Source organism: Gammaproteobacteria bacterium (genome assembly GCA_034522055.1).
GTDB lineage: Bacteria > Pseudomonadota > Gammaproteobacteria > JAABTG01 > JAABTG01 > JAABTG01.
Genome location: JAXHLS010000002.1, coordinates 1263633 through 1286869, shown reverse-complemented (window position 1 = coordinate 1286869; position 23237 = coordinate 1263633). Strand labels below are relative to the sequence as shown.

The following is a 23237-nucleotide window of genomic DNA, read 5'->3' as shown; positions in this document are numbered from 1 at the left end:
TGCGCGGGACTCAGGCCCTTTCGTCGCGGGACAGGGGGCGCAGCCCCTGGTGGGCCATGGCGACGGCGCGGAATATGGCGCGGCCCTTGTTCATGGTCTCCTCCCACTCGGTGGCGGGCACGGAGTCGGCGACGATGCCGGCCCCTGCCTGGATGTGCAGCTCGCCGTCCTTGATGACGGCGGTGCGGATGGCGATGGCGGTATCCATGTCCCCCTGCCAGCTCAGGTAACCCACGGCGCCGCCGTAGACCCCGCGCTTGACGGGTTCGAGTTCGTCGATGATCTCCATGGCCCGCACCTTGGCGGCGCCGCTCAGGGTGCCGGCCGGGAAGGTGGCGCGCAGGGCGTCCACCGGCCCCAGGCCCGGTTTGAGGCGCCCCGTGACGTTGGACACGATATGCATGACGTGGGAATAGCGCTCCACCACCATGCGTTCCGTGAGTTCCACCGTGCCCGTCTCGGCCACCCGGCCCACGTCGTTGCGCCCGAGGTCGATGAGCATGAGATGTTCTGCCAGTTCCTTGGGATCCGCCAGCAGCTCGGCCTCCAGGGCCCGATCGGCGTCCTCGTCGCCCCCCCGCGGCCGGGTGCCGGCGATGGGGCGCACGGTGATCCGGCCCTCCTCCACCCGTACCAGGATCTCCGGCGATGAGCCGGCGATATGGAAGCCCCCGAGATCGAGGAAGAACAGATACGGGGAGGGGTTGAGGCAGCGCAGGGCGCGGTAGAGGTCCAGGGGCGGCGGCGCGAAGGGGGTGGTGAGACGCTGGGACAGCACCACCTGCATGATGTCTCCGTCGACGATGTATTCCTTGGCCCGTTCCACCGCCGCTTCGAAGCCGGCGCGGGTGAAGCCCGACACGAAGTCCGTCTCCGCCACCCCGGGGCCGCCGGCGGGGGCGGGCTCGCGGGCCGGCAGGGGGGCGCTGCGCAGCCGCTCTTCCAGGGCGTCCAGCCTGGCCTCGGCCCGCTGGAGGGCTTCAGGGGTGGCGGGGTCCACATGCACCAGCAGGTACAGGGTGCCCTTGAGGTTGTCGAATACCACCACCTCATCGGAGAGGGTGAGCAGGATGTCCGGCACCCCCAGGGGATCGGGGGCCTGGCAGGGGCCGAGCCGGGGCTCGATGTAACGCACCGTATCGTAACTGAAATAGCCTACCAGGCCACCGGTGAAGCGGGGCAGTTCGGGGATGCGGGGCACCTTGAAGCGCGCCTCGAAGGCCGCGATCCACGCCAGCGGGTCATCGGCATCGGCCTGCTCGACCACGGTATCGCCGTCGTACACCTCGATGTGCCGGCCCCGCACCTCGAGGCGGCCCGTGGCGGGCAGGCCGATGATGGAGTAACGCCCCCACTTCTCGCCGCCGTGGACCGACTCGAAGAGATAGGAGTAGGGCCCCTCCGCCAGCTTCAGATAGGTGGACAGGGGGGTGTCCAGGTCCGCCAGCACCTCCCGGTAGACCGGCACCCGGTTGTAGCCCCGGGCGGCGAACTCCTGCAGGCGCTGGGGATCCACGGACGTGGCCTCAGGTCTCGAGAATGTCGCGCAGCTCCGCCAGGCTGTCGATCACCGCATCGGGTGCGGCCTCGCGGATGTCCACGCCATGGTTGTAGCCATAGCTCATGCACACGATGCCGAAGCCCGCGGCCCGCGCCGCGGTGACATCGCTGACGGAATCTCCCACCATCAGTGACTCCTCCGGTGGCACGCCGAAGTGGGCGGCGGCATGGAGCAGGGGCAGGGGGTCGGGCTTCTTGCGCTCCAGGGTGTCGCCGGCGACGATGATGCCGAAGTCGTCGTGGAGCCCGAGGGAGCGCAACAGGGGCAGGGTGAACCGTTCCGCCTTGTTGGTGACGCAGCCGAGGGGATATCCCGCCGCCTTGAGGTAATCGACGCCCTCCTTCACCCCGGGATACAGCAGGGAGCGTGTAGATGTGTTTTGGGCGTAGAGATCGAGGAAGATGGGATAGGCGCGCTCAAAGTCGGCGGCCGGTGGCTCGGCGTCCAGGTCGTCCGCCAGGGCGCGCTTCACCAGCTTCTCCACCCCGTTGCCCACCCAGTTCCTGACCTTGGCCTCGCCGTGAGGCGTCCGTCCCAGGGCGCGCATCATCTCGTCCACGCAATAGGCCAGGTCCGGCACGCTGTCGACCAGCGTGCCGTCCACATCGATGAGGATCATGCGGGGGTGGGTATTCATGGTCGCGGTGCCGCGGTCTGTCGCCTGGCGGCGTCAGACGGAGGCCATCTCCTCGCGCATCTTGCGGATAATGGAATCGTAGCGGTGGGGATCACTGTCGTTGCCCTTGCCGAAGATGCCGGAGCCGGAGACGAAGGTGTCGGCCCCGGCGGCCTTGATCTCCCCGATGTTGTCCGCCTTCACGCCGCCGTCGACCTCGAGACGGATGTCCCGTCCGGAACGCTCGATCATGGCCCGCGCCTGGCGCAGCTTGTCCAGGGTCGAGGGTATGAAGCTCTGGCCGCCGAAGCCCGGGTTCACCGACATCAGCAGGATCATGTCGATCTTGTCTATGACGTACTCGAGGTAGCTCAAGGGCGTGGCCGGGTTGAACACCAGACCGGGCTTGCAGCCCTCGCCGCGGATCAGTTGGATGGTGCGGTCGATGTGGTCCGAGGCCTCGGGATGGAAGGTGATGTAGGTGGCGCCGGCGGCCGCGAAATCCGGCACGATGCGGTCCACCGGCTTTACCATCAGATGCACGTCGATGGGCGCGGTGACACCATGCTGGCGCAGGGCCTCGCACACCAGGGGGCCGATGGTGAGATTGGGCACGTAATGGTTGTCCATGACATCGAAATGGACGATGTCGGCGCCTGCCTTCAGGACGTTGTCCACCTCTTCCCCGAGGCGGGCGAAGTCGGCGGACAGGATGGACGGCGCGATGAGTTCAGCAGCCATGGTATTTGCACTCCCGTCAAAAAAAGACGCAAGATACCCGATCCCCCAGTCTTTTTCAGTAGCCCGTGTTTAATTGTCATGAAATCCAAGGCTCGTCGCCGTGCCACGCCGTCGTTGGTTGAGGTGGCTGTCGGCGGTATTCACCCTCGGCCTGGTGACCGGAACGGGGCAGGCCACGGAGGAAATCGAGTTGCCGGTGGGCGATGCCGTGCTGGCGGCGCGGCTCACGGCCAGCGTTTCTGAGGAACGCGCCGGGGTGGTGATGCTGCTGCCCGACGGCCTCGACCCGCGGGCCACGGCCCTGGCCGATGCCATCGCCGCGGGCCTTGCCCGTCACGGCTGGGAGGTGGTGGACATCAGGGCGCGGATCCTGGACCACGCGGCGGCGTTCAACGCGCCGGGTACCCTGGCCACCGAGACGGGTAACCTGGTGGAGGCGGTGCGGGCCCGCACCCGCGACCGGCGCCGGCCCTCGGATATCTACATGGTGGGCCACGGCTGGGGGGCCATCCTCGCCGGCCTTTACCTCGACGGGCGGGCGGAGCCCCCGGTGGCGGGGCTGGCGGTCCTCAACGCCGCGCCGCCGCCGGGCCTGCCGCATCTCGCCTTCAACCGCCTGTTACCGGGGATTGCGGTGCCGGTTTTCGACATCTGGAGCGGGCGCAGCCATGGACGCGTGACCGCCAATGCCTCGGCACGGCGGACCGCCGCCGGTTCCGGGCGGGGGGATGGATTCCGCCAGTTGGAGGTGGCCGGCGCGAACCACTTTTTCACGGATCGCGTGGATGGCGTGGTGAAGCGCCTGCGGGGCTGGTTGAAGCAGCAGAGCGAGGATTGAGGAATGCAGGAGTCCCAGGGGCAGGCGTTCCAGGGGAGGGGGATGGAGCGGTCTCCGGACCATCGGCGCGCGGCAGCCGGGGGATGTCGGGATAAGGCTTTCCCCTGTAATGGCATGTCTTAACCGCCCGCCCATGCTTTACCATGGCGGCCGGCATCCGCAATGACCGGGGGCGGTCCGCGCCCCGGTTCCATATCCATCACGAGGCGCGGCGTGACGGCGCCGTGGACTCGGTAATAGTCATATTAATCAAGGGGAAACAGATGCTTATAGCCATTGCCATTACCCTGCACCTGCTGGCGGCCCTGGTCTGGGTCGGTGGCATGTTCTTCGCCTACATGGCCTTGCGTCCGGCCGCCGCCAGCGTGCTGGAGCCGCCCCTGCGCCTGCCTTTGTGGGAGGCCACATTCCAGCGCTTCTTCTTCTGGGTGTGGATCGCCATCGCATTGCTGCTGGTGACGGGCTACTGGTTGGTGCTCGGCCCCTACGGTGGTTTCGCCGAGGCACGCCCCTTCATCCATACCATGAACGCCATAGGCCTGCTGATGATGGCCATCTACGGGCATCTTTACTTCGTGCCCTTCAAGCGGATGCGCCGCGCCATAGCCGTTCAGGACTGGCCGGAAGCCGGCAGGAACCTGAACCAGATACGCATCATCGTGGCCGTCAATCTGGTCCTCGGTCTCATCACCGTGGTGGTGGCCGTGGCGGGACGCTATGTGGGCTGAGTTGGATGTCGGGATGTCGGGATGAATCCCGACCTACATTCGTGCCGCAGGAACGGGCGGTGGTGGTGTCTCTGTCGGGCTTCAGCCCGACACCCAACGCTGGCGGATGGTTCCGGCCCGGCCCGTGGTATGCGCGGCGGGCGTTAATGTCGGGATGGATCCCGACCTACATCCGTGCCGCAGGAACGGGCGGTGGGGGTATTTGCAGGTCGGGCTGTAGGTCGGGCTTCAGCCCGACACCCATTAAAAAGCGTGACCGCGAAAGACGCGAGTGACGCGGAAAAGGGAGAAGGTCAGGGAGGAGTGGCGGTTTGAAAAGGCGCAGCAGCCCCACCGTTCCGGCGCCAGCAGACCCGGCACACCGATGTTAATCTTTTCACTATTCCCTTTCCCATTTCCCTATCCCCCTATCGGGCGCGCCCCCTAACACCAATATTTGAGTTGGACGATATGGAAGTTGATGCCCCGGTTCGGGTCCTTGATGCTGGCGTTGGAGAGGTGCTGGAAGCGGTAGGTCAGTTCGTACTGATGGCGGGGGCCGAAGCGCGTGCCGGCGCCCAGGTGGCTGCCGAAGTTGAGCGATGTACCGAAGCGCTTGTCGTCGATGCTGAGATCGGACAGCAGGTGGGCACCGATACCGAATTCGAGAAACGGTAGCAGGCCGCCCGCCGGGGGGTGGTGGGGCTGGAGGCGAAACACGGGGGTGATACCGACCTCCGTGAGGTTATCGTTGCCGGTGCGGCCCCGGTCGCCGTCCCAATGGCTGAGGCCGAACTCCCAGAACCCGCCCAGGTACCAGTTCCCGGCGGCGAACCATTGGCGCTCCCACTCCCATTGGATGGCGAGGCCGTAGCGGTCGATATCTTCGTCGTCGTCTTGCCCCAACGCCAGGGTGAATCCGTCTACGGCATGGGCCGCCCGCCAGGTGGCCAGCATGGTCACCAGGATGCTTATGGCTATTGTTCTCGACACGAGGTATTCCCCTCCGAATTCCGTATCCTGAACCACTGTGCGGGCAAAAGTTACCGGATCCGGCAGCGGGCCACAATCTGTCGGCGTGACAGTTTCCCCGGCCGGGGCCTTGGTTTACTCTTTGGCCTCGGCATTTCATTCCCAATCCAGGGCCCGGGTATGGACATAGAATCCCAGCGCTTCGCGGACACCGTGGTCCTCTCAGCCCGTGGTCGCGTGGACCATGAGACATCGGAGCAGCTTAAGAACGCCCTGCTGATCCAGGTGGACTCCTGCGAGGCGGATGGTGAGCGCCTGGTCATCGACCTCAGCGAGGTGGAATACATCAGCAGCGTGGGGCTGCGGGCGCTGATGATGGCGGCCAAGCGGGTCCAGGCTCAGGATGCCGTGATGGTGGTGGCCAAGCCCACCTCGGTGGTGAGGGAGATCCTGGAGATCAGTCGTTTCCACCTCATGATTCGCATGTTCGACGACGTCCCCGCGGCCCTCGCCGCCCTCTCGCCCCAGGCGGCCGAGGCCTACGGTGCCCGCTGACGCCGGCCTTGTCATTCGCTTTTGGGGCACCCGCGGTTCTCTGCCGAAGGCGGCCGACAGTGCCATGATCCAGGATAAGCTGAAGGCGGCGTTGCGCCAGGCGGCGGGCCGGCGCTTCGACGACGATGATGCCCTCGAGCGCTTCATTCGAGAGGAACTCCCCTTCTCCGTGTCCCATACCTTCGGTGGCAATTCGCCCTGCGTGCAGATCGCGGCGGGGGAGGACGAGGAGCTCATCTGCGACCTGGGCTCGGGGGCCCGGGAGCTGGGCAACCATATCCTCGCGGAACGGGGCAGCCCCCGCACCTACCACGTGCTCATGTCCCACATGCACTGGGACCACATCATGGGCTTCCCTTTCTTCGTGCCGGCCTTCATTCCCGGCAACACCATTCATATCCATGGTTGCCACGCGGGCCTCGAAGAGGCCTTTCGGCGTCAGCACGGGCCGCCCAGCTTTCCCGTCCCCTTCGATGCCCTGGGGGCCGATATCCACTTCCATGTCATGCCGGCGGGTCAGCCGCTGGACATCGCCGGTTTCCGGGTGACCGGCCACCTCCAACTCCACGGCGGGGATTCCTACGGTTACCGCATCGAGCGGGGCGGCAAATCGGTGGTCTATTCCACGGACAGCGAGCACAAGCACGGGGACGAGGCGGCGCTGGCCGAGGTGGCGGCCTTCTTCAAGGACGCCGATCTGGTGATATTCGATGCCATGTATTCCCTCGCCGACACCGTCTCGGTGAAGGAGGACTGGGGCCATTCCAGCAACATCATGGGGGTGGAGCTGTGCCACCGTGCCCACGCCAGGCACCTGTGCATGTTCCACCACGAGCCGGTCAACGACGACGCCACCCTCTATCGGCTGCTGCAGGAGACCCGCCGTTACGAGGAGATTTCCAGGCGCAAGCATCCCCTCCACGTATCCTCCGCCTATGATGGCCTGGAGATCCGGTTGTAGACGGGCACCCCCCGGACCGGGCCCTTCAGTCTGCGGCGCCGGGCCCGTAACGCTCGAGCACGTAGCGCTCCACCATGGCTTGGAACTCCTCCGCGATATGGTCCCCCTTGAGGGTCACGCTCTTCTCGCCATCGACGTAGACCGGTGCCACGGGGCGCTCGTTGTTGCCGGGCAGGCTGATGCCGATGTTGGCGTGCTTGCTCTCGCCGGGTCCGTTCACCACGCAGCCCATCACCGCCACGCTCATCTCCTCCACGCCCGGGTAGGCGTCCCGCCACACCGGCATGCTGGCGCGGATATGGCCCTGAATCTGCTGGGCGAGCTCCTGGAAGTAGGTACTGGTGGTGCGGCCGCACCCGGGGCAGGCCACCACCGCGGGGGCGAAGGAGCGCAGCCCCATGCTCTGGAGTATCTCCTGGGCCACATGGACCTCCCGGGTTCGGGAGGCGCCGGGATCGGGGGTCAGGGAGACGCGGATGGTGTCGCCGATCCCCTGCTGCAACAGCACCGCGAGGGCCGCGGTGGAGGACACCACCCCCTTGTCCCCCATGCCCGCCTCCGTGAGCCCGAGGTGCAGGGCGTGTGAGGTGCGGGCGGCGAGGGCGGTGTAGACGGCGATGAGGTCCTGCACCCCGCTCACCTTGCAGGAGATGATGATACGGTCGGCCGGCAGGCCGAACTCCACGGCCCGCCGGGCGCTGTCCACCGCCGAGGTCACCAGGGCCTCGCGGGTCACCTCCGCGGCCTCCAGGGGCTGCGGCCGCCGTGCGTTGTCGTCCATCAGGCGCGCCACCAGGTCCTGGTCCAGGCTGCCCCAATTGACGCCGATTCGCACCGGTCTGTCGTAACGGCAGGCCAGCTCGATGAGGGTGGCGAACTGGCTGTCCCGCTTGCTGCCTCGCCCCACGTTGCCGGGGTTGATACGGTACTTGGCCAGGGCCTCGGCACAGGCCGGATGGGCGGTGAGCAGCTTGTGGCCGTTGAAGTGGAAGTCCCCCACCAGGGGCACCACTACGCCGCGGGCCGCCAGGGCGTCGCAGATGTGGGGCACGGCGGCGGCGGCCTCCATGGTGTTCACCGTCACCCGTACCAGTTCGGAGCCCGCCGCCGCCAGATCCGCCACCTGGTCCACGGTGGAGGCGATATCCGCGGTGTCGGTGTTGGTCATGGATTGCACCACCACCGGTGCGCCGCCGCCGACGATGACCTGACCGACCCGCACGGCCAGGGTGTGCTTGCGCTGTGGGGACATGGCCCGTTCCTGTGATCTGGGATGTCACAGGATTCTAAACCACTGCCCACCGGCGGTCCCAGCATGGGAAACTACGGTCTTTCGACCAGGGCGAGGGGATCGAGCAGGACATGGGCAAGGAATATCCGGGGGCCCCCCTGGCGGCGGTGGGGGCGGTGGTGATCCATGGCGGTCGGGTGCTGCTGGTGCGCCGTCGGGACGAGCCTAATGCGGGTCAGTGGGCGATTCCCGGCGGCAGCGTGCACCTGGGTGAGACCCTGGCCGCGGCGGCCGAACGGGAGGTGTTGGAGGAGAGCGGGATCAGGGTGCGGGCCGGGCGCCCCATCTATGCCTTCGACCGGGTGGAGCGGGACGAGGCCGGTCGGGTGCGCCACCACTACGTCGTGGTGGATGTGCTGGCCGAGTACCTGGCGGGGGACCCCAGCCCCGGAGATGATGCCCTGGAGGCCCGCTGGCTCGCGCCCCATGAGCTGGCGGGGTTGCCCGTCAATGCCACCACCCTGGATCTGCTGCGCACGGCCGTGGATTTCCTCGAATGAGCCGCGGGGCCGCATAATGCAACCCTGACCCCTGGGTTCAGGGTTGGGCGAGGCTCATGACCAGCGACACCACGCCCACCACGACGGCGATGAACAGGATGGTCGCCGTGAGGCCGATGATGATGAAATGGATGGGCTTGCCGCGGCTGAGGTCCCGCTCGCGGGTGGCGTCCTTCTGGATCCCGAGAAAGGCCCACATCACGCTCTTGGTGACCTGCCACAGGCTGAGGGGGGACTGATCCTGTTCTGTCGTGTCGCCGGTCTTTCCGGACATGGTGCTTGGCTCCCGCTTGACGTTGTGGCGGCGCATGATACGGGATCCTCGGCCCGTGACCATCCCGCGGGCGGGATGGGGCACGGGCGTCAGGGCCTTTGGGGCGGGGACGGCCTGCTATAGTGGGGTCTTGGCGCGGACGGCCTCGTGAAACGCCCCGTCCGTGTGGCATTCCATGCAGGCCGGCAGGTGTAATCAGATGTTCGAGAGCATAAAGGAAGACATCCGCAGCGTATTCAGCCGCGATCCGGCGGCCCGCAACGCCTTCGAGGTGCTCACCACCTACCCCGGACTCCACGCGGTGATGATGCATCGCCTGAACCACTGGCTGTGGAACCAGGGCCTGCGCTGGCTGGCACGCCTGTCGTCCACCCTGACGCGCTGGCTCACCGGCATCGAGATCCATCCGGCGGCCCGCATCGGGCGGCGCTTCTTCATCGACCACGGCATGGGAGTGGTGGTGGGCGAAACGGCGGAGATCGGCGACGACTGCACCATCTATCACGGGGTGACCCTGGGCGGCACCACGTGGCGCAAGGGCAAGCGCCATCCCACCCTGGCATCGAATGTGGTGGTGGGGGCAGGGGCCAAGGTGCTGGGGCCCATCACCATCGGGGAGGGGGCCCGCATTGGTTCCAATGCGGTGGTGGTCAAGGATGTACCCGACGGCGCCACGGTGGTGGGGATCCCGGGCCATATCGTGCAACGGGCCGAGGGTGGGGGGCCGGTGGAGCACCGCCAGGCCATCTCGCGCAAGATCGGCTTCGACGCCTACGGCGTGACCAAAGACATGGAGGATCCGGTGGCCCACGCCATCAACCTCATGCTGGACCACATCCATGCCATGGACGGCCGCATGGAGGACATGTGCCGCATTCTCAAGGAGGTGGGTGGCGAGGAGGCGGCCCGGCTGGGGGACTGCCAACTGGAGCCCAGCGGCAAGGAAGCGGAGCAGGCCGGCCACGAGGGCCTGCCGTCCAAAATAGTTGACTGAATTGCTGGGATATGCAAGGCTCAGGTTTTCCGGGCTACCAACGCAGCGAGTTGACCTATGAGGCTAACCACCAAAGGGCGATATGCCGTAACGGCCATGCTGGACCTGGCGTTGCATTCCGATACCGCCCCCATCACTTTGTCTGACATCTCCCAGCGCCAGGGGATCTCCCTGTCCTATCTGGAACAGCTCTTTTCGCGCCTGCGCAAGCAGGGGCTCGTGAACAGTACCCGTGGTCCCGGCGGCGGTTACCGGCTGGGCCGCGACGCCGTGGATATCAATGTCGCGGACGTCATCACCGCCGTTGACGAGTCCGTGGATGCCACCCGCTGTGGCGGCATGCAGAACTGCCAGGGCGATCAGCGCTGCCTGACCCACGAGTTGTGGTGCGAACTGAGCGACCAGATCTATCATTTTCTCCAGGGGATCTCCCTGGACGATCTGGTTCAGCGCGGTGGCATTCAGGAAGTGGCGGCTATCCAGGACCAGCGCCTGGGTGTGACGAGCGGCAGGCGGGATAGCAACCGCGTCGAAGTGGACCTCGGCTGAGGGCCCGGGCGGCACGCCTGACGTGCCCTCTATTACGGAGTCGAACGATATGAGCATTTCAATCACCGAGAGTGCGGCCGCCCACGTGAAGAACATGCTGAAGGCGGAACAGGACGCGCGTGGCCTGCGCCTCGGCATAACCAAGAGCGGCTGTTCCGGTTATCAGTACGTCATGGACTTCGCGCGCGAGATCGGCGACAAAGACAGGGTATTCGAGAGCCATGGTGTCAAGCTCATCGTCGATGCCGACAGCCTGTCGGCCCTCGAGGGGGTGGAATTGGATTTCGTCCGCGAGGGCTTGAACTCCATGTTCAAGTTCAATAACCCCAATGCCGTGAACGAGTGCGGTTGCGGGGAGAGCTTCGCCATTCAGTAGGGACGCCGCGGCACGGATCGGAATCCGGGCGCTCCGCCCGGCCCGACCGGGGGGCGGCTTGCTCCACCCGCCGGGTCGTCTCCCCGGCGCACCCATGACGCGCGACCACAGGCCGCGCCGGGCACGCTGCCTCCGGTAACCCTCCCCACTTTCCGGCACAAGCGGGGCACTGGTTCTGGGCTCGTCGTTTAAGTATCCTTCCCCCTTTGCGTATTTCCCCTAAAGGAGAGGAAATGAGCACCGATGACGAATTCGCGGCCCTGCGGGCATCACCTTTCACCTCCGATATGGACGACGACGAAGTGCAGGTGCTGGCATCCATCAGTAACTGCCGGGTGCTGGAAGACGAGGAGGTCTTGTTCGAGGAGGGGGAGACGGGCCAGAGCCTGCATATGATCGTAGAGGGGCGCCTGGCCGTTACCCGGGACACCGGCGGTGGCGAGTGGACGGTGCTACACATCCTCGGACGGGGCGACCTTACCGGCGAGATGAGTTTCATCGACGGCCGGCCTCACAGCGCCACCCTGCGCGCCCTCGGGCCCACCAGGATCTGTTCCTTTGATCGTGAGCGCTTCGAGGAACTGGTGGCGGGGAATCCCTGGGTGGTCTACAAGGCCATGCGGGGCATCGTGTCGGTGGTACACGACATCCTGCGCCGCATGAATTCGCAGTATGTGGAGATGAGCAACTATATCTCCAAGCAGCACGGCCGCTACTGATGATCCATCCGTCTCTCCATGGTTCCATCGCTAACCCATGGCCCACGGTCGGCGGAGGCCGTTCATGGCGGTAGCACGCACCCTTCCCATCAGCAAGCCGCATGCCGTGGCCAGGAACCTCACCGGTGCCCTCTACAGCCGTTTCGAGCCCGCCGATATCTGTGGGTGCAGCCGCTGACATGACGGGGGTCCGCGCCAACCTGTTCGACATGAACCGTGCCGACATGGCGGCGTTTTTCGTCGGTCTGGGCGAGAAGCCCTATCGGGCGGAGCAGATCCTCAAGTGGTTGTACCATCACGGCTGCACGGACCTCGACGCCATGACCAACCTGTCCATGGCGCTGCGCCAGCGGTTGTCCGGGCTGGCCGGGATGGAACTGCCCGAGGTGGCGCTTCACGAATCATCCCGGGACGGCACCCACAAGTGGGTGCTGCGGCTCGCGGGCGGGGATTGCATCGAGATGGTATTCATCCCGGAACCGGACCGCGGCACCCTGTGCGTCTCCTCCCAGGTGGGATGTGCCCTCGATTGCAGCTTCTGTTCCACGGCGCGCCAGGGTTTCAACCGCAACCTCACGGTGTCGGAGATCATCGGCCAGGTGTGGCTGGCCCATGCGGCCCTGGATGGCTGGGACCGCGATAACCGGGTCATCACCAATGTGGTGATGATGGGCATGGGCGAGCCCCTCACCAACTTCGACGCCGTGACGCGGGCCATGGATCTGATGCTGGACGATCTCGCCTTCGGCCTGTCGCGCAAGCGTGTCACCCTGTCCACGGCGGGCGTGGTGCCGGCTCTCGACAGGCTGGCGGTGCGCAGTCCGGTGAGCCTCGCGGTATCCCTCCACGCCGCCAACGACGTTTTGCGGGACGAGCTCGTGCCGCTGAACCGCAAGTACCCCATCGCCGAACTCATGGCCGCGTGCAAACGCTATTCGGAGCATGGGCCGAAGACCCACGTGACCTTCGAGTACGTGATGATCGACGGCGTCAACGATAAGCCGGAGCATGCCCGGCAGTTGGTGCGCCTGCTCCAGGGCATGCCCTGCAAGGTCAATCTCATCCCCTTCAACCCCTTTCCCGGCACCGCTTACCGCCGCTCACCCCCCCATGTCATCGATGCCTTCCGGGATCGCCTCATGAAAGCGGGTATCATCACCATCACCCGGCGCACCCGCGGCGACGATATCGATGCGGCGTGCGGCCAGCTGGTGGGCAAGGTGTCGGATCGCTCGCGCCGCCACCTGCGCTGGCCAGCGCTCGCGACCCCGGCCAAGGAGGGCCTGCGGGTCTCCATTACTTGACAACGTCCCGGCCTCCCGCATCATGCCGGGTCATTCAATGATTAAGGGCCCCTCGTTCCCCATGAAGCCGCTATCGTCCCTCTGTCTGCTGCTCGCGGTCCTGCTGGCCGCGGGATGCAACACCACGCCCGTGCGGGAGTCCGATCGGGCCACGGCGAACGTCGTCGGAAACTATGTGGAACTGGGTATCGCGTACATGAAACAGGGGCAATACGATGTGGCCCTGAATCGCCTCCAGCGGGCCCTGGATATCGACGGCAGCTCCCCCGATGCCCATAACGCCATGGCCCTGCTGAGACAACAGCTCGAGCAGCCGGCGCTGGCCGAGGAGCACTTCCAGAAGGCCATCGGCTACGATGCGGACTTCGCCGCCGCCCACAACAACTATGGCCAGTTCCTGTGCCGGCGCGGCCGCTTCGAGGAGGGTGAAAGGGAGTTCATCCTGGCGGCTGAGAACCCCCTCAACAAGAACCGGGACACCGCTTACACCAATGCCGGCCTGTGCATGCGCCTGCAGCAGGACCTCGACAAGACGGAGCGTTACTTCCGCGAGGCATTGAGGCTGAACCCGAAGCAGCCCGTGGCGTTGCTCGCCATGGCGCACCTGAGCTTCGATGAAGGTCGTTACCTGCCCGCCCGCGCCTACCTCCAGCGTTACGCCGAGGTGGGGTCGCCCACACCGGAGAGCCTGTGGCTCGGTTATCGGGTGGAGACCGAGCTCGGCGCCCAGGACGCCGCATCGAGCTATGCCCTGGCGCTGCGCGGGCGCTTCCCGGATGCCGAGGAGACGCGTCTGCTCGATGAGGTTCAGTCGCGATGACGGCAAGCCAGCAGGAGCACCAGGACGAACTCCACACCGCCCCGGCCGGTGGCCCGGGCGCCCGCCTGCGGGAACTCCGCATCTCCCGCAAGCTGTCCCTGGAAGACGTGGCCGCCCAGTTGAGGCTGGACCCGCCCCGCCTCGAGGCGCTGGAGAACGACGCCTACGACCAGCTGCCCGGCCCCACCTTCGTGCGCGGCTACCTGCGGGGCTATGCCCGCACCGTGGGGGTGCCGGCGGGGCCCCTGCTGGAGGCCTATGATCGCTTCGGTTACGACGCCCCGGCCCTCATCCCCGACATCACCTCGCGGCCCCAGATCCGTAGCAGCGACGTGCCGGTCAAGCTGGTGACTTACGTCCTGGCGGTGTTGCTGGCGGTGCTGGTGGGGGTGTGGTGGTTCTCCCACCGCGAGCAGGCGCTGGAGCCGCGCCTGGAGCCGGAGCCCGTGGAAGAGGCGGGGCGGGCCCTGCCCGAGGCGGTGGAGCGGGCCGACCGGCCGGTGGTGTTGCCGCCCCCGCCCGCGCCCTTCGTGGATGCCCCCATGGAGTCCGAGGTGCTGCCCGATGCGCCTGAACCCACATCCCCGCCCGAGGAGGCACAGGCCCCGCGCGAGGAGGGTGTGGAAGCCCGGTCAGAGGCGCCGGAGTCCGCCGAAGTGGTAGAGACCGAACCCGCCGCCGAGGGTGAGACGGGCGGGGATGCGCAGGCGCCGCCGGACGAGCCCGCGACGGCCGTGGCAGAGCCTGCCGTCCCCGCCGGCCGGTTGGAGATGAGCTTCGTGCACGACTCCTGGGTGGAGGTCAGGGATGCCACCGGCGAGTCCTTGTTCTTCGGCACCGCCAAGGGCGGGGATACCGTGGACGTGACCGGGGAGCCGCCCCTGGGGGTCGTCCTCGGATATGCCCACGAGGTGGAGGTCGAGTACAATGACCGGTCTTTCGATCATCGTCCCTTCATAGACAGAGGGCTGGCACGCTTCACCCTGGGCGGCGAGTGACGTCCCCGGACGGCAGCGCGGCGCCCACCCTGGAACCGACCCGATAATCCCGTGAGCGACGCCATCAAGGCCATACGGGGGATGAACGACATCCTCCCCGCCGACACCCCCTTCTGGCAGCACCTCGAAGGGGTGGTGACGGGTACCCTGGGCGCCTACGGCTACGACGAGGTACGGCTGCCCCTGCTGGAGCGTACCGAGCTGTTCAGCCGTTCCATCGGCGAGGTGACGGACATCGTCGAGAAGGAGATGTATACCTTCTCCGACCGTAGCGGCGACAGCCTGACCCTGCGCCCCGAGGGTACCGCGGGTTGTGTGCGGGCGGCCATTCAGAACGCCCTGGTGCGGGGCCAGCAACGGCTGTGGTACCAGGGCCCCATGTTCCGCTACGAGCGGCCGCAGAAGGGACGCTATCGCCAGTTCCACCAGATCGGGGCGGAGGTCTTCGGCCTGGCGGGACCGGACGTGGACGCCGAACTCATCCTCATGACCGCCCGCATGTGGCGCGAACTCGGGCTCGGCGGCCTCACCCTGGAGCTCAACTCTTTGGGGTCGCCCGAGTCCCGCCGCGCCTACCGGGAAGAGCTGGTGGCCTACATGGGGGCCCATGAGGACCGCCTGGACGACGACAGCCGGCGGCGCCTTGCCACCAACCCCCTGCGCATCCTCGACAGCAAGAACCCGGATATGGCGGGACTCATCGCCGCCGCCCCGCGGCTGCTGGATCACCTGGATGGCGAGTCCCGGGAACACTTCGACGCCCTGTGTGCGCGCCTGGAGGCGGCGGGCGTGGCCTACCGTCTCAACCCCTTGCTGGTGCGGGGTCTGGACTACTATTCCCGCACCGTGTTCGAGTGGACCACCACGGAGCTCGGGGCCCAGGGCACCGTGTGTGCGGGTGGTCGCTACGACGGCCTGGTGGAGCAACTGGGCGGACGCCCGGTGCCGGCGGTGGGTTTCGCCATGGGGTTGGAGCGGCTGGTGGCCCTCATCCGCCAGGCCGGCGTGGAGCCCATACACCACATCCCCCACGCCTATCTGGTGATGGTGGGAGAGGGCGTGGGGGAGCAAGGCGTCGCCCTCGCGGAACAGTGGCGTGACGCCGTGCCCGGCCTGCGCCTCACGGTGCACTGCGGCGGCGGCAGCTTCAAGAGTCAGATGAAAAAGGCCGACGCCAGCGGCGCCCGCGTGGCCCTGGTGATGGGCGAGGACGAGCTCGCCCGGGGCGAGGTGGCGTTCAAGGATCTGCGCGGCGGTGCCCCCCAGCAAGACGTGGCCTTCGCGGCGGTGGCGCAGCGCCTGGGGCGCCTGGTGGCCGCCGAAGTGCCCGGCAGTCGGGCGACGGGGCTGCCCGCATGAAGGCCGTCAATCCATATTCGAATCGGCAGTCCGCCCCTGGGGCCGGCCGCCACTGGAGGTTTAGGTGAGTTCCCTCGACAGCGAAGAACAACAGGTCGAAGCCATCAAGAAGTGGTGGAAGGAAAACGGCGTGGCCGTGGTGATCGGCATCGTCCTGGGGGTAGGCGGCCTGGTGGGTTGGCGCAGTTGGACCACCTACCAGGACAATCAGGGGGCTGCCGCCTCGATCCTCTATGAGCAGATGAGCGGGCGGGCGGCCGTGGGCGACCGCGGCGGCGCCGTGGACGTGGCCGAGCACCTGGCTGCGGAGTATGGCGGCATCGGCTACGCCGACCTGGCGCGTCTCAGCCTGGCCCGCATGTACTACCAGGGCGGTGAAGTCGATCAGGCCGTGGCGCAGCTCGAGGCCGTGCGGGAGAAGGCCGAGGTCGAGGAACTCAAACACGTGGCCGCCCTGCGGCTCGCTCGGATGCATCTGGATCGGGGTGATCTGGATAGTGCGCAGGCGGCCCTCGCAGGGGTGGCGGTGGGGGCCTTCGACGGCATCGCGGATGAGATCCGCGGCGATATCCTGGCCGCCCGGGGTGACCGCGCGGGCGCCCGGAGCGCCTACCAACGCGCCCTCGAGCTGACGACCAACAGCAGCGGCCGGGTGCTGCTGCAGATGAAGCTGGACGATCTCGCGGGCGACGCGATCCCCGGGGACGGGGCGTCATGAACCGTTTTCTGCGTGGTTGCCTGGTGTCTCTGCTGGCCGCTCTCCTGGGCGGTTGCAGCACGGTGAGCGGCTGGATGGACCGGGGTGGCGGGCGCGACCTGCCCGAACTGGCCTCTGTCGAGAACGCCATCCCCCTGCAGGTCCGCTGGTCCCGGGACGTGGGGGACGGGGTGGGCGAGCTGCATTCCGGGCTGCAGGCGGCGGTGGCCGGGGATCGGGTCTACGGCGCGGGCGCGGATGGCCGGGTCGGCGCCTACGACGCCGCCACGGGCGAATCCGTCTGGCGGGTCGAGCTGGAGCGTCCCGTCAGCGGCGGTCCCGCCGTGGGGGACGGGCTGGTGGTGGTGGGGACCAACAAGGGTGAGGTGTTTGCCCTCGATGTCGCCACCGGCGAGCAGCGCTGGCAGGCGGGCGTCTCCAGCGAGGTTCTCGCTCCCCCCGCGATCGGTGCCGGTGTGGTGGCGGTGCGCACCCTGGACGGCCGGTTGTTCGGCCTCGATGGCCGCACCGGCAAACGCCGCTGGATCTATGACAGCCCGGTGCCGGTGCTCAGCCTGCGGGGCACCGGCGAGCCGGTGATCGCCGGCGAACTGGTCCTCAACGGCTTCGACGGCGGGCGCCTGGTGGCGCTGCTGGCCGGGGACGGCCGCGTCGAATGGGAGCAGCAGGTGGCCATTCCCCGCGGCCGTTCGGAGCTGGAGCGCATGGTGGACATGGACAGCCGTCCGGTGGTGGTGGATGACGCGGTCTATGTGACGGCCTTTCAGGGTCGGGTGGCCGCCCTGGACCTGTTGTCGGGCAGTGTGCTGTGGGACCGCGACCTGTCGTCCCACGCCGGAGTGGCGGTGGATGCCGCCGCGGTCTACGTGAGCGATGCGGATGGCTTCGTGTGGGCGCTCGATCGCTTCTCGGGCAATTCCCTGTGGCGCCAGACCGATCTCGAGAAGCGGCGTATCACGGCGCCGGTACGGGTGGGCGACTACGTGGTGGTGGGGGATGAAGAGGGTTTGCTGCACTGGCTCTCGGTGGAGGATGGGGGCTTCGTGGCGCGTACCCGGGTGGACGACGATGGCATCGCCTCGGCCCCGGCGACGGGCCGGGATGGCCGTCTGTACGTTTATGGCAACAGCGGCAGGATCACCGCCTTCGAGGCACCGTAGACCCGTGACCGGCCGCTGCGCGCCCTTGTCTCTCCCGAGTCCCACGCCGGCCACGGCCCCATGCGGCCCGGGCCGCGCGCCCGCGCGTTAATGCCCCCATGGCCACAGCCACCATCCCCGTCCTGGCCATCGTCGGCCGGCCCAACGTAGGCAAGTCCACCCTTTTCAACCGGCTCACTGCGAGTCGCGATGCCCTGGTGGCCGACGAACCGGGGTTGACCCGTGACCGCCAGTACGGCCGTGCCCGCATCGAGGGCCGGCCCGTGGTGGTGGTGGACACCGGCGGCATGACCGATGAACGCCACGACATCGATACCAAGATCCTCCAGCAGGCGGAGCAGGCCCTGGACGAGGCCGACGTCGTCCTGTTCCTGGTGGACGGGCGCGCCGGCCCCAGTGCCGCCGATGACGCCATCGCCGCCCGCCTGCGGGCCCTGGGCAAGCCCCTGTTCCTGGTGGTGAACAAGACCGAGGGCCTGGATGCCGGTGTGGCGGCGGCCGAGTTCCACGCCCTGGGCCTGGGGCAGCCCCATACCATCTCCGCCGCCCACGGCAGCGGCGTGGGGCGCCTGATGGCCGGGGTGAATCATATCCTGCCGCCCGTCGTAGCGGAGCCGCCGGAGGAGCAGGCCGGGATCCGTATCGCCGTGGTGGGGCGCCCCAACGTCGGCAAGTCCACCCTGGTAAACCGTATCGTGGGTGAGGAGCGGGTGGTGGCCCACGACATGCCGGGCACCACGCGGGACAGCATCCGGGTGCCCTTCGAACGCCGGGGGCGTCATTACACCCTCATCGACACGGCCGGCGTGCGGCGTCGTTCCAGGGTCGGGGAGAGTATCGAGAAGTTCAGCATCATCAAGACCCTGCAGTCCATCGAGGTGGCCCATGTGGTGGTGATGCTGGTGGATGCCCGGGGCGGCGTCACCGAGCAGGATGCCCATATCCTGGGGCATGTGGTGGAGGCGGGGCGGGGCCTCATCATCGCCGTGAACAAGTGGGACGGACTGGAGCCCCATGAGCGCGAGCGGGTGCGGGAAGAACTCGACCGGCGTCTCGCCTTCATCGATTTCGCCGCCATTCATTTCATATCGGCGCTGCACGGTACCGGCGTAGGGGATCTCTTCGGGGCGGCCGAGACGGCCTGGGCATCCGCCACCCGCAAGCTGCCGACGCCCGTGCTGACCCGCCAGCTCCAGCTGGCGGTGGAGGCCCATCCGCCGCCCACGGTACGTGGCCGGCGCATCAAGTTGCGTTATGCCCACCAGGGCGGCACCAATCCGCCGGCCATCATCATCCATGGCACCCAGACCGAGTCCCTGCCGGGTGACTACAAGCGCTACCTGGAGCACTACTTCCGGCGCACCTTCAAGCTCGCCGGCACGCCCATACGCATCGAGTTCAAGACCGGGGCCAACCCCTACGAGGGCCGGCGCAACAAGCTGACACCGCGCCAGGAGCACAAACGCAAGCGCATGAAGAAATATCTCGCGAAGAAGCGTTGAAGAGCTCGTTCGCAGCATCCGCAGATGAATGTCTCGCCCGCGGCGTGCGCCAAGAAAGCTGTTTGATTGTCGGGATAAATCCCGACCTACATTCGTGCCAAAGGAATCGGCGTCGTGTTATGGCGCCCCGGGAACGGGGCGAGGGGATCAGGGCAGGGGCACGCCGAGGCGGCCGGCCACTTCCTCGTAGGCCTCCACCACGCCGCCGAGACCCTGGCGGAAGCGGTCCTTGTCCAGCTTCCGGCGGGTCTCGAGGTCCCACAGCCGGCAGCCGTCGGGGGTGAACTCGTCGCCCAGCAGCACCTCGCCGTCGAAGGCCCCGAACTCGAGCTTGTAGTCCACCAGCAGGAGTCCGGCGGAACGGAACAGTCTCTTGAGAATATCGTTGACCCGAAAGGTCTGCTCCTTCATGCGCTCCACCGCCGCGTCCGGCGCCCAGCCGAAGGCACGGATATGGTATTCGTTCACCATGGGATCATGGAGGGCGTCGTTCTTGAGGAAGAACTCGAAGGTGGGCGGGTCCAGGTCCCGGCCTTCCGGCACCCCGAGGCGGCGGCAGATACTGCCCGCGGTGACATTGCGTACCACACACTCGATGGGATACATGTCGAGGCGCTTGACCAGGGACTCGGTATTCGACAGGCGTGCCACGAAATGGGTGGCCACCCCCGCCGCCGCCAGGTGCTCCATGATGAAGGCGTTGAAGTGGTTGTTCACCAACCCCTTGCGTGCCAGTTCTTCCTTCTTCTCGCCGTCGAAGGCCGAGGTGTCGTCGCGAAACTCCAGCACTAAATGGTCCGGCCGATCGCACAGAAAGACCGACTTGGCCTTGCCCGCGTAGAGTTGCTCGCCTTTTTCCATGGTCGGGGTTTGCGGCGCCTTCAGCGCAGTTGCTCGTGGAGCAGGGAGAGGATGCGGTTGGCGGTCTCGCTGCGTTCCACCTGGCCTTCCTTGTCCAGGATGATGACGTCGGTGGTGGCCTCCTGTTCCTGCAGGCTGATGAGGTACTCCACCTTGCGGTCGTCTTCGTCGTCGGACCAGAAATTGAGCTTGGACAACAGGCTCACATCGTCGCTGCCGGTGGCCAGGGGGTCCACGTAACGCACGAAATAGAGGCCGCGGGAACGGTCGCGGTCCTGCACCGTGAAGCCCACCCGGTCGAGGGCCAGCCCGGTGCGCCGCCAGGCCCGGGAGAAGCGGTCCTTGACCACCAGGGCCACGTCACCGTCGCCGCGGCGTTCCAGGCTGGCCCGCGGCTCGCGCTCCCGGGTCTGGGCTATCATGCGGTCGGCGCGCTGCTCGTTGACGCCGAGGAACACTACGAGACGGTGCAGCATTTCCGCCTCGAGTTCCGGGTCCGAGGGCCGCGGCTGCCACAACGTGGAATCCCCCTGCACCTTCTCCTCGGCGCCACGGTGGGTGATGTAGACCTCGGTGGTGTTGGGCTCGGAGCCACGCTCGAAACGGGTGCGGAACTTGTCCCGGGTGGCCGCGGAGTAGAGGGAGTCGAAGACCTTGCCGATGGTGTTGCGGATGAAGTCGCTGGGGATGTCGGCCCGGTTCTCCGCCCAGTCGGTCTCCATGATGCCGATGGCGGGGTTGTCCATCTGGATCAGCAGGCCCTGCTCGAGCCAGAAGTCGCGCACCCGGTTCCAGTAATTGGCGGGGGGGCCTTCGAGCACCAGCCAGCGCTTGTCGCCGTCCCGCGCCACTTCCACGCCCTCGGGCACCACCAGCACCTCGTCGCCGGCCCCTGGTCGTCCCTGTTCATCCGAGAACTCGGAGAAGGTGGCGCCGGCATTGGGTACCACCATGGAGTCCCTGATGGTGGAGGAGCTGAGGTCCGGCGGCACCTCGAGCCGAGGCTCGCTGCGGCTGGACTTGTACTCTGCCGATTTGTCCTTCACCACCCCGCCCAGCTTGGGCACGGAGTCGCAGGCGGAAAGCAGGAGCAGGGCGACCACGGCCGAGGCGGTGGAGAGAATGCGAAAGGGTGTGGCTGGACTCATGGGGATTCTGGTACTCAGTCGATCATGCCGGCATGGCGCAGGGCGCCGCGCACGGAGTCATGGAATTGCTCGGACAGGGGGGTCAGGGGCAGCCGGATGCCGGCGGGCATGAGGCCCAGCTCGGCGACCGCCCACTTGACGGGAATGGGGTTGGACTCCAGGAACAGGGCGTCGTGGAGGGGCCGCAGGCGGGCGTCGATCTCCCGGGCGGCGGCCTCTTCACCGGCCAGGGCCAGGCGGCACATCTCGTGCATGGGCCCGGGCGCGGCGTTGGCGGTGACCGAGATGACCCCCTGGGCGCCCGCCACCATGGCGTCCAGGGCGTTGCCGTCCTCGCCACTGTAGATGGCGAAGTCGGGGCCGCAGAGCTCGCGGATGCGGGTCACCCGGCCGATGTCGCCGGTGGCCTCCTTGATGCCCATGATGTTGGCCACGGACGCGAGGCGGGCCACCGTCTCCGGCACCATGTCGCAGGCCGTCCGCCCCGGCACGTTGTAGAGGATCTGAGGCACGTCCACCGCCTCGGCCACCGCCGTGAAGTGGCGATAGAGGCCCTCCTGGGTCGGCTTGTTGTAGTAGGGCGTCACCAGCAGGCACGCATCCACGCCGGCGTCCCGGGCACAGCGGGTCAGGGCGATGGCCTCGCGGGTGGAGTTGGCCCCGGTGCCGGCGATCAGGGGCAGCCTGCCGGCGTTGATTTCCATGGCGAGACGCAACAGGTGGCAGTGTTCCTGTTCGTCGAGGGTGGCGGATTCACCGGTGGTGCCGGCGATCACCAGGCCGTCGGTGCCCTGCGCCACATGCCAGTCGATGAGGCGGGCGAGGGCATCCTCTGCCAGTTGCCCGTCCTCCTTCATGGGGGTCACCAGGGCGACGATACTGCCTTGAAACATGGAAGACACCGCGATTCCGAGAAAAGTCTGTCATCGTACTTGCCCCAGGTGTGCGCCGCAACAACGGGGCCCAAGCCGGACGGTGGCGTACCTTATGACGGACTGACCCTTGCGGTATACTTTCCGAGGCGGCTTCTCCGTTAAACTGCGGGGCGAGTCCCAATGTGACGGAATCCCGGGGCGCGTCCGGGGTCCTTCCGGTCAGGTAGCACAACGAGTTCAGGAGACAACCGATTGGCCGACACCTCCACCAGCAGCGAAAACCTCCTCGTCATCTCGGCCCTGGGCCGTGATCAGCCCGGCCTCGTCAACAGGATCTCGGAGGCGGTCCTGGACTGCGGCTGCAACGTCCTGGACAGCCGCATGACGGTGCTTGGCAGCGAATTTGCCGTGATCATGATGGTATCGGGCAACTGGAGCGCCGTGGCCAAGGCCGAGGACCACCTCATACGCCTGCAGGACAAGCTCGACCTGACGGTGATCACCCGGCGTACCGAGGAACGGGCCGATTCCACTTCTCTGATCCCCTATGCCGTGGAGGTGGTGGCCCTCGACCATCCCGGCATCGTCCACGACATCGCGGAATTCTTCTCCAGTCGCGATATCAACGTCGAGGACCTCTACACCGGGCGTTATGCGGCGCCCCACACGGGCACGCCCATGTTCTCCCTGCACATGACGGTAGGTGTGCCCGCCGACATGTCGGTGGCCGCCCTGCGTGGCGAGTTCATGGATTTCTGTGACGCCTTGAACCTGGATGCCATGCTGGCCCCCGTCAAGTAGGGTCCTTGCGGCCGGCGGGCCGGATGTTTCGGGTTGG

The 23237-nt window shown here is 67.0% G+C and carries 26 protein-coding genes; 17 read left to right on the top strand and 9 right to left on the bottom strand.

Annotated elements, in window-relative coordinates; translation table 11 throughout:
- Nucleotides 1-10: 10 nt before the first annotated feature.
- Genes trpE through rpe form a run of 3 tightly spaced genes read right to left on the bottom strand, consistent with a single transcriptional unit; the run spans nucleotide 11 to nucleotide 2918 of the window.
- On the bottom strand, nucleotides 11-1516 hold the full coding sequence (gene trpE, locus U5S82_06245; protein ID MDZ7751255.1) for an anthranilate synthase component I: 1506 nt from the start codon (nucleotides 1514-1516) through the stop codon (nucleotides 11-13).
- A 10-nt stretch (nucleotides 1517-1526) separates the two neighbouring features.
- Nucleotides 1527-2198: a phosphoglycolate phosphatase gene (locus U5S82_06240; GenBank protein MDZ7751254.1), complete on the bottom strand. Its 672-nt coding sequence runs from the start codon at nucleotides 2196-2198 to the stop codon at nucleotides 1527-1529.
- Nucleotides 2199-2231: 33 nt separating this feature from the next.
- Nucleotides 2232-2918, bottom strand: coding sequence for a ribulose-phosphate 3-epimerase (rpe, locus tag U5S82_06235; GenBank protein MDZ7751253.1), 687 nt, complete (start codon nucleotides 2916-2918; stop codon nucleotides 2232-2234).
- Between the two features lie 100 nt (nucleotides 2919-3018).
- On the opposite strand from rpe, the gene U5S82_06230 reads away from it, so the two are divergent.
- Together U5S82_06230 and U5S82_06225 are read left to right on the top strand one after the other, a co-directional pair.
- Entirely contained in the window at nucleotides 3019-3756 is a 738-nt protein-coding gene (locus tag U5S82_06230) for a DUF3530 family protein (protein ID MDZ7751252.1), read from the top strand.
- A gap of 263 nt (nucleotides 3757-4019) precedes the next feature.
- Nucleotides 4020-4484 (top strand): CopD family protein, encoded by a 465-nt coding sequence (locus U5S82_06225; GenBank protein ID MDZ7751251.1) that lies wholly within the window; start codon nucleotides 4020-4022, stop codon nucleotides 4482-4484.
- 423 nt (nucleotides 4485-4907) lie between these two features.
- Here U5S82_06225 and U5S82_06220 read toward each other — a convergent pair whose 3' ends face one another.
- Nucleotides 4908-5456 (bottom strand): acyloxyacyl hydrolase, encoded by a 549-nt coding sequence (locus U5S82_06220; protein MDZ7751250.1) that lies wholly within the window; start codon nucleotides 5454-5456, stop codon nucleotides 4908-4910.
- Between the two features lie 159 nt (nucleotides 5457-5615).
- Between U5S82_06220 and U5S82_06215 the strand changes: the two genes are divergently transcribed.
- Both U5S82_06215 and U5S82_06210 read left to right on the top strand, forming a co-directional pair.
- Nucleotides 5616-5990, top strand: a complete 375-nt coding sequence (locus U5S82_06215; protein ID MDZ7751249.1) for an STAS domain-containing protein — start codon at nucleotides 5616-5618, stop codon at nucleotides 5988-5990.
- 64 nt (nucleotides 5991-6054) lie between these two features.
- A complete protein-coding gene (locus tag U5S82_06210) occupies nucleotides 6055-6951 on the top strand; it encodes an MBL fold metallo-hydrolase (protein MDZ7751248.1) in 897 nt (298 codons plus the stop codon).
- A gap of 25 nt (nucleotides 6952-6976) precedes the next feature.
- On the opposite strand, the gene ispG is transcribed toward U5S82_06210, so the two are convergent.
- Nucleotides 6977-8203, bottom strand: coding sequence for a flavodoxin-dependent (E)-4-hydroxy-3-methylbut-2-enyl-diphosphate synthase (ispG, locus tag U5S82_06205; GenBank protein MDZ7751247.1), 1227 nt, complete (start codon nucleotides 8201-8203; stop codon nucleotides 6977-6979).
- 110 nt (nucleotides 8204-8313) lie between these two features.
- Between ispG and U5S82_06200 the strand changes: the two genes are divergently transcribed.
- Nucleotides 8314-8742, top strand: coding sequence for an NUDIX hydrolase (locus U5S82_06200; protein MDZ7751246.1), 429 nt, complete (start codon nucleotides 8314-8316; stop codon nucleotides 8740-8742).
- Between the two features lie 37 nt (nucleotides 8743-8779).
- Here U5S82_06200 and U5S82_06195 read toward each other — a convergent pair whose 3' ends face one another.
- Entirely contained in the window at nucleotides 8780-9052 is a 273-nt protein-coding gene (locus U5S82_06195; protein ID MDZ7751245.1) for a DUF2970 domain-containing protein, read from the bottom strand.
- Between the two features lie 163 nt (nucleotides 9053-9215).
- Here U5S82_06195 and cysE point away from each other — a divergent pair, with 163 nt between their 5' ends.
- The 11 genes from cysE to der all read left to right on the top strand — a co-directional run bounded on the left by cysE (nucleotide 9216) and on the right by der (nucleotide 19515).
- Nucleotides 9216-10010, top strand: coding sequence for a serine O-acetyltransferase (cysE, locus tag U5S82_06190; protein ID MDZ7751244.1), 795 nt, complete (start codon nucleotides 9216-9218; stop codon nucleotides 10008-10010).
- 57 nt (nucleotides 10011-10067) lie between these two features.
- Complete coding sequence (iscR, locus tag U5S82_06185) at nucleotides 10068-10559, top strand: Fe-S cluster assembly transcriptional regulator IscR (GenBank protein MDZ7751243.1); 492 nt, start codon at nucleotides 10068-10070, stop codon at nucleotides 10557-10559.
- Between the two features lie 49 nt (nucleotides 10560-10608).
- Complete coding sequence (locus tag U5S82_06180; GenBank protein ID MDZ7751242.1) at nucleotides 10609-10935, top strand: iron-sulfur cluster assembly accessory protein; 327 nt, start codon at nucleotides 10609-10611, stop codon at nucleotides 10933-10935.
- 233 nt (nucleotides 10936-11168) lie between these two features.
- The gene (locus U5S82_06175; GenBank protein MDZ7751241.1) at nucleotides 11169-11654 is read left to right on the top strand and encodes a cyclic nucleotide-binding domain-containing protein; all 486 of its coding nucleotides are present in this window, start codon (nucleotides 11169-11171) and stop codon (nucleotides 11652-11654) included.
- Nucleotides 11655-11833: 179 nt separating this feature from the next.
- Entirely contained in the window at nucleotides 11834-12958 is a 1125-nt protein-coding gene (gene rlmN / locus U5S82_06170) for a 23S rRNA (adenine(2503)-C(2))-methyltransferase RlmN (GenBank protein MDZ7751240.1), read from the top strand.
- Nucleotides 12959-13019: 61 nt separating this feature from the next.
- Nucleotides 13020-13778, top strand: coding sequence for a type IV pilus biogenesis/stability protein PilW (gene pilW, locus U5S82_06165; protein MDZ7751239.1), 759 nt, complete (start codon nucleotides 13020-13022; stop codon nucleotides 13776-13778).
- Complete coding sequence (locus U5S82_06160; protein MDZ7751238.1) at nucleotides 13775-14776, top strand: DUF4115 domain-containing protein; 1002 nt, start codon at nucleotides 13775-13777, stop codon at nucleotides 14774-14776. The genes pilW and U5S82_06160 overlap by 4 nt, the downstream gene beginning before the upstream one ends.
- 51 nt (nucleotides 14777-14827) lie before the next feature.
- The gene (gene hisS / locus U5S82_06155) at nucleotides 14828-16135 is read left to right on the top strand and encodes a histidine--tRNA ligase (protein ID MDZ7751237.1); all 1308 of its coding nucleotides are present in this window, start codon (nucleotides 14828-14830) and stop codon (nucleotides 16133-16135) included.
- 64 nt (nucleotides 16136-16199) lie between these two features.
- Entirely contained in the window at nucleotides 16200-16853 is a 654-nt protein-coding gene (locus U5S82_06150) for a tetratricopeptide repeat protein (GenBank protein ID MDZ7751236.1), read from the top strand.
- Nucleotides 16850-18013, top strand: coding sequence for an outer membrane protein assembly factor BamB (bamB, locus tag U5S82_06145; protein ID MDZ7751235.1), 1164 nt, complete (start codon nucleotides 16850-16852; stop codon nucleotides 18011-18013). The genes U5S82_06150 and bamB overlap by 4 nt, the downstream gene beginning before the upstream one ends.
- 98 nt (nucleotides 18014-18111) lie before the next feature.
- The gene (gene der / locus U5S82_06140) at nucleotides 18112-19515 is read left to right on the top strand and encodes a ribosome biogenesis GTPase Der (protein ID MDZ7751234.1); all 1404 of its coding nucleotides are present in this window, start codon (nucleotides 18112-18114) and stop codon (nucleotides 19513-19515) included.
- 147 nt (nucleotides 19516-19662) lie between these two features.
- On the opposite strand, the gene purC is transcribed toward der, so the two are convergent.
- From purC to dapA, 3 genes are read right to left on the bottom strand one after another with little or no spacing between them, the layout of a single operon-like run.
- Nucleotides 19663-20376, bottom strand: a complete 714-nt coding sequence (gene purC, locus U5S82_06135; GenBank protein MDZ7751233.1) for a phosphoribosylaminoimidazolesuccinocarboxamide synthase — start codon at nucleotides 20374-20376, stop codon at nucleotides 19663-19665.
- Between the two features lie 20 nt (nucleotides 20377-20396).
- Complete coding sequence (bamC, locus tag U5S82_06130) at nucleotides 20397-21524, bottom strand: outer membrane protein assembly factor BamC (protein MDZ7751232.1); 1128 nt, start codon at nucleotides 21522-21524, stop codon at nucleotides 20397-20399.
- 14 nt (nucleotides 21525-21538) lie between these two features.
- Nucleotides 21539-22417: a 4-hydroxy-tetrahydrodipicolinate synthase gene (gene dapA / locus U5S82_06125; protein ID MDZ7751231.1), complete on the bottom strand. Its 879-nt coding sequence runs from the start codon at nucleotides 22415-22417 to the stop codon at nucleotides 21539-21541.
- Nucleotides 22418-22651: 234 nt separating this feature from the next.
- Between dapA and U5S82_06120 the strand changes: the two genes are divergently transcribed.
- Nucleotides 22652-23200, top strand: a complete 549-nt coding sequence (locus U5S82_06120; GenBank protein MDZ7751230.1) for a glycine cleavage system protein R — start codon at nucleotides 22652-22654, stop codon at nucleotides 23198-23200.
- Nucleotides 23201-23237 lie beyond the last annotated feature (37 nt).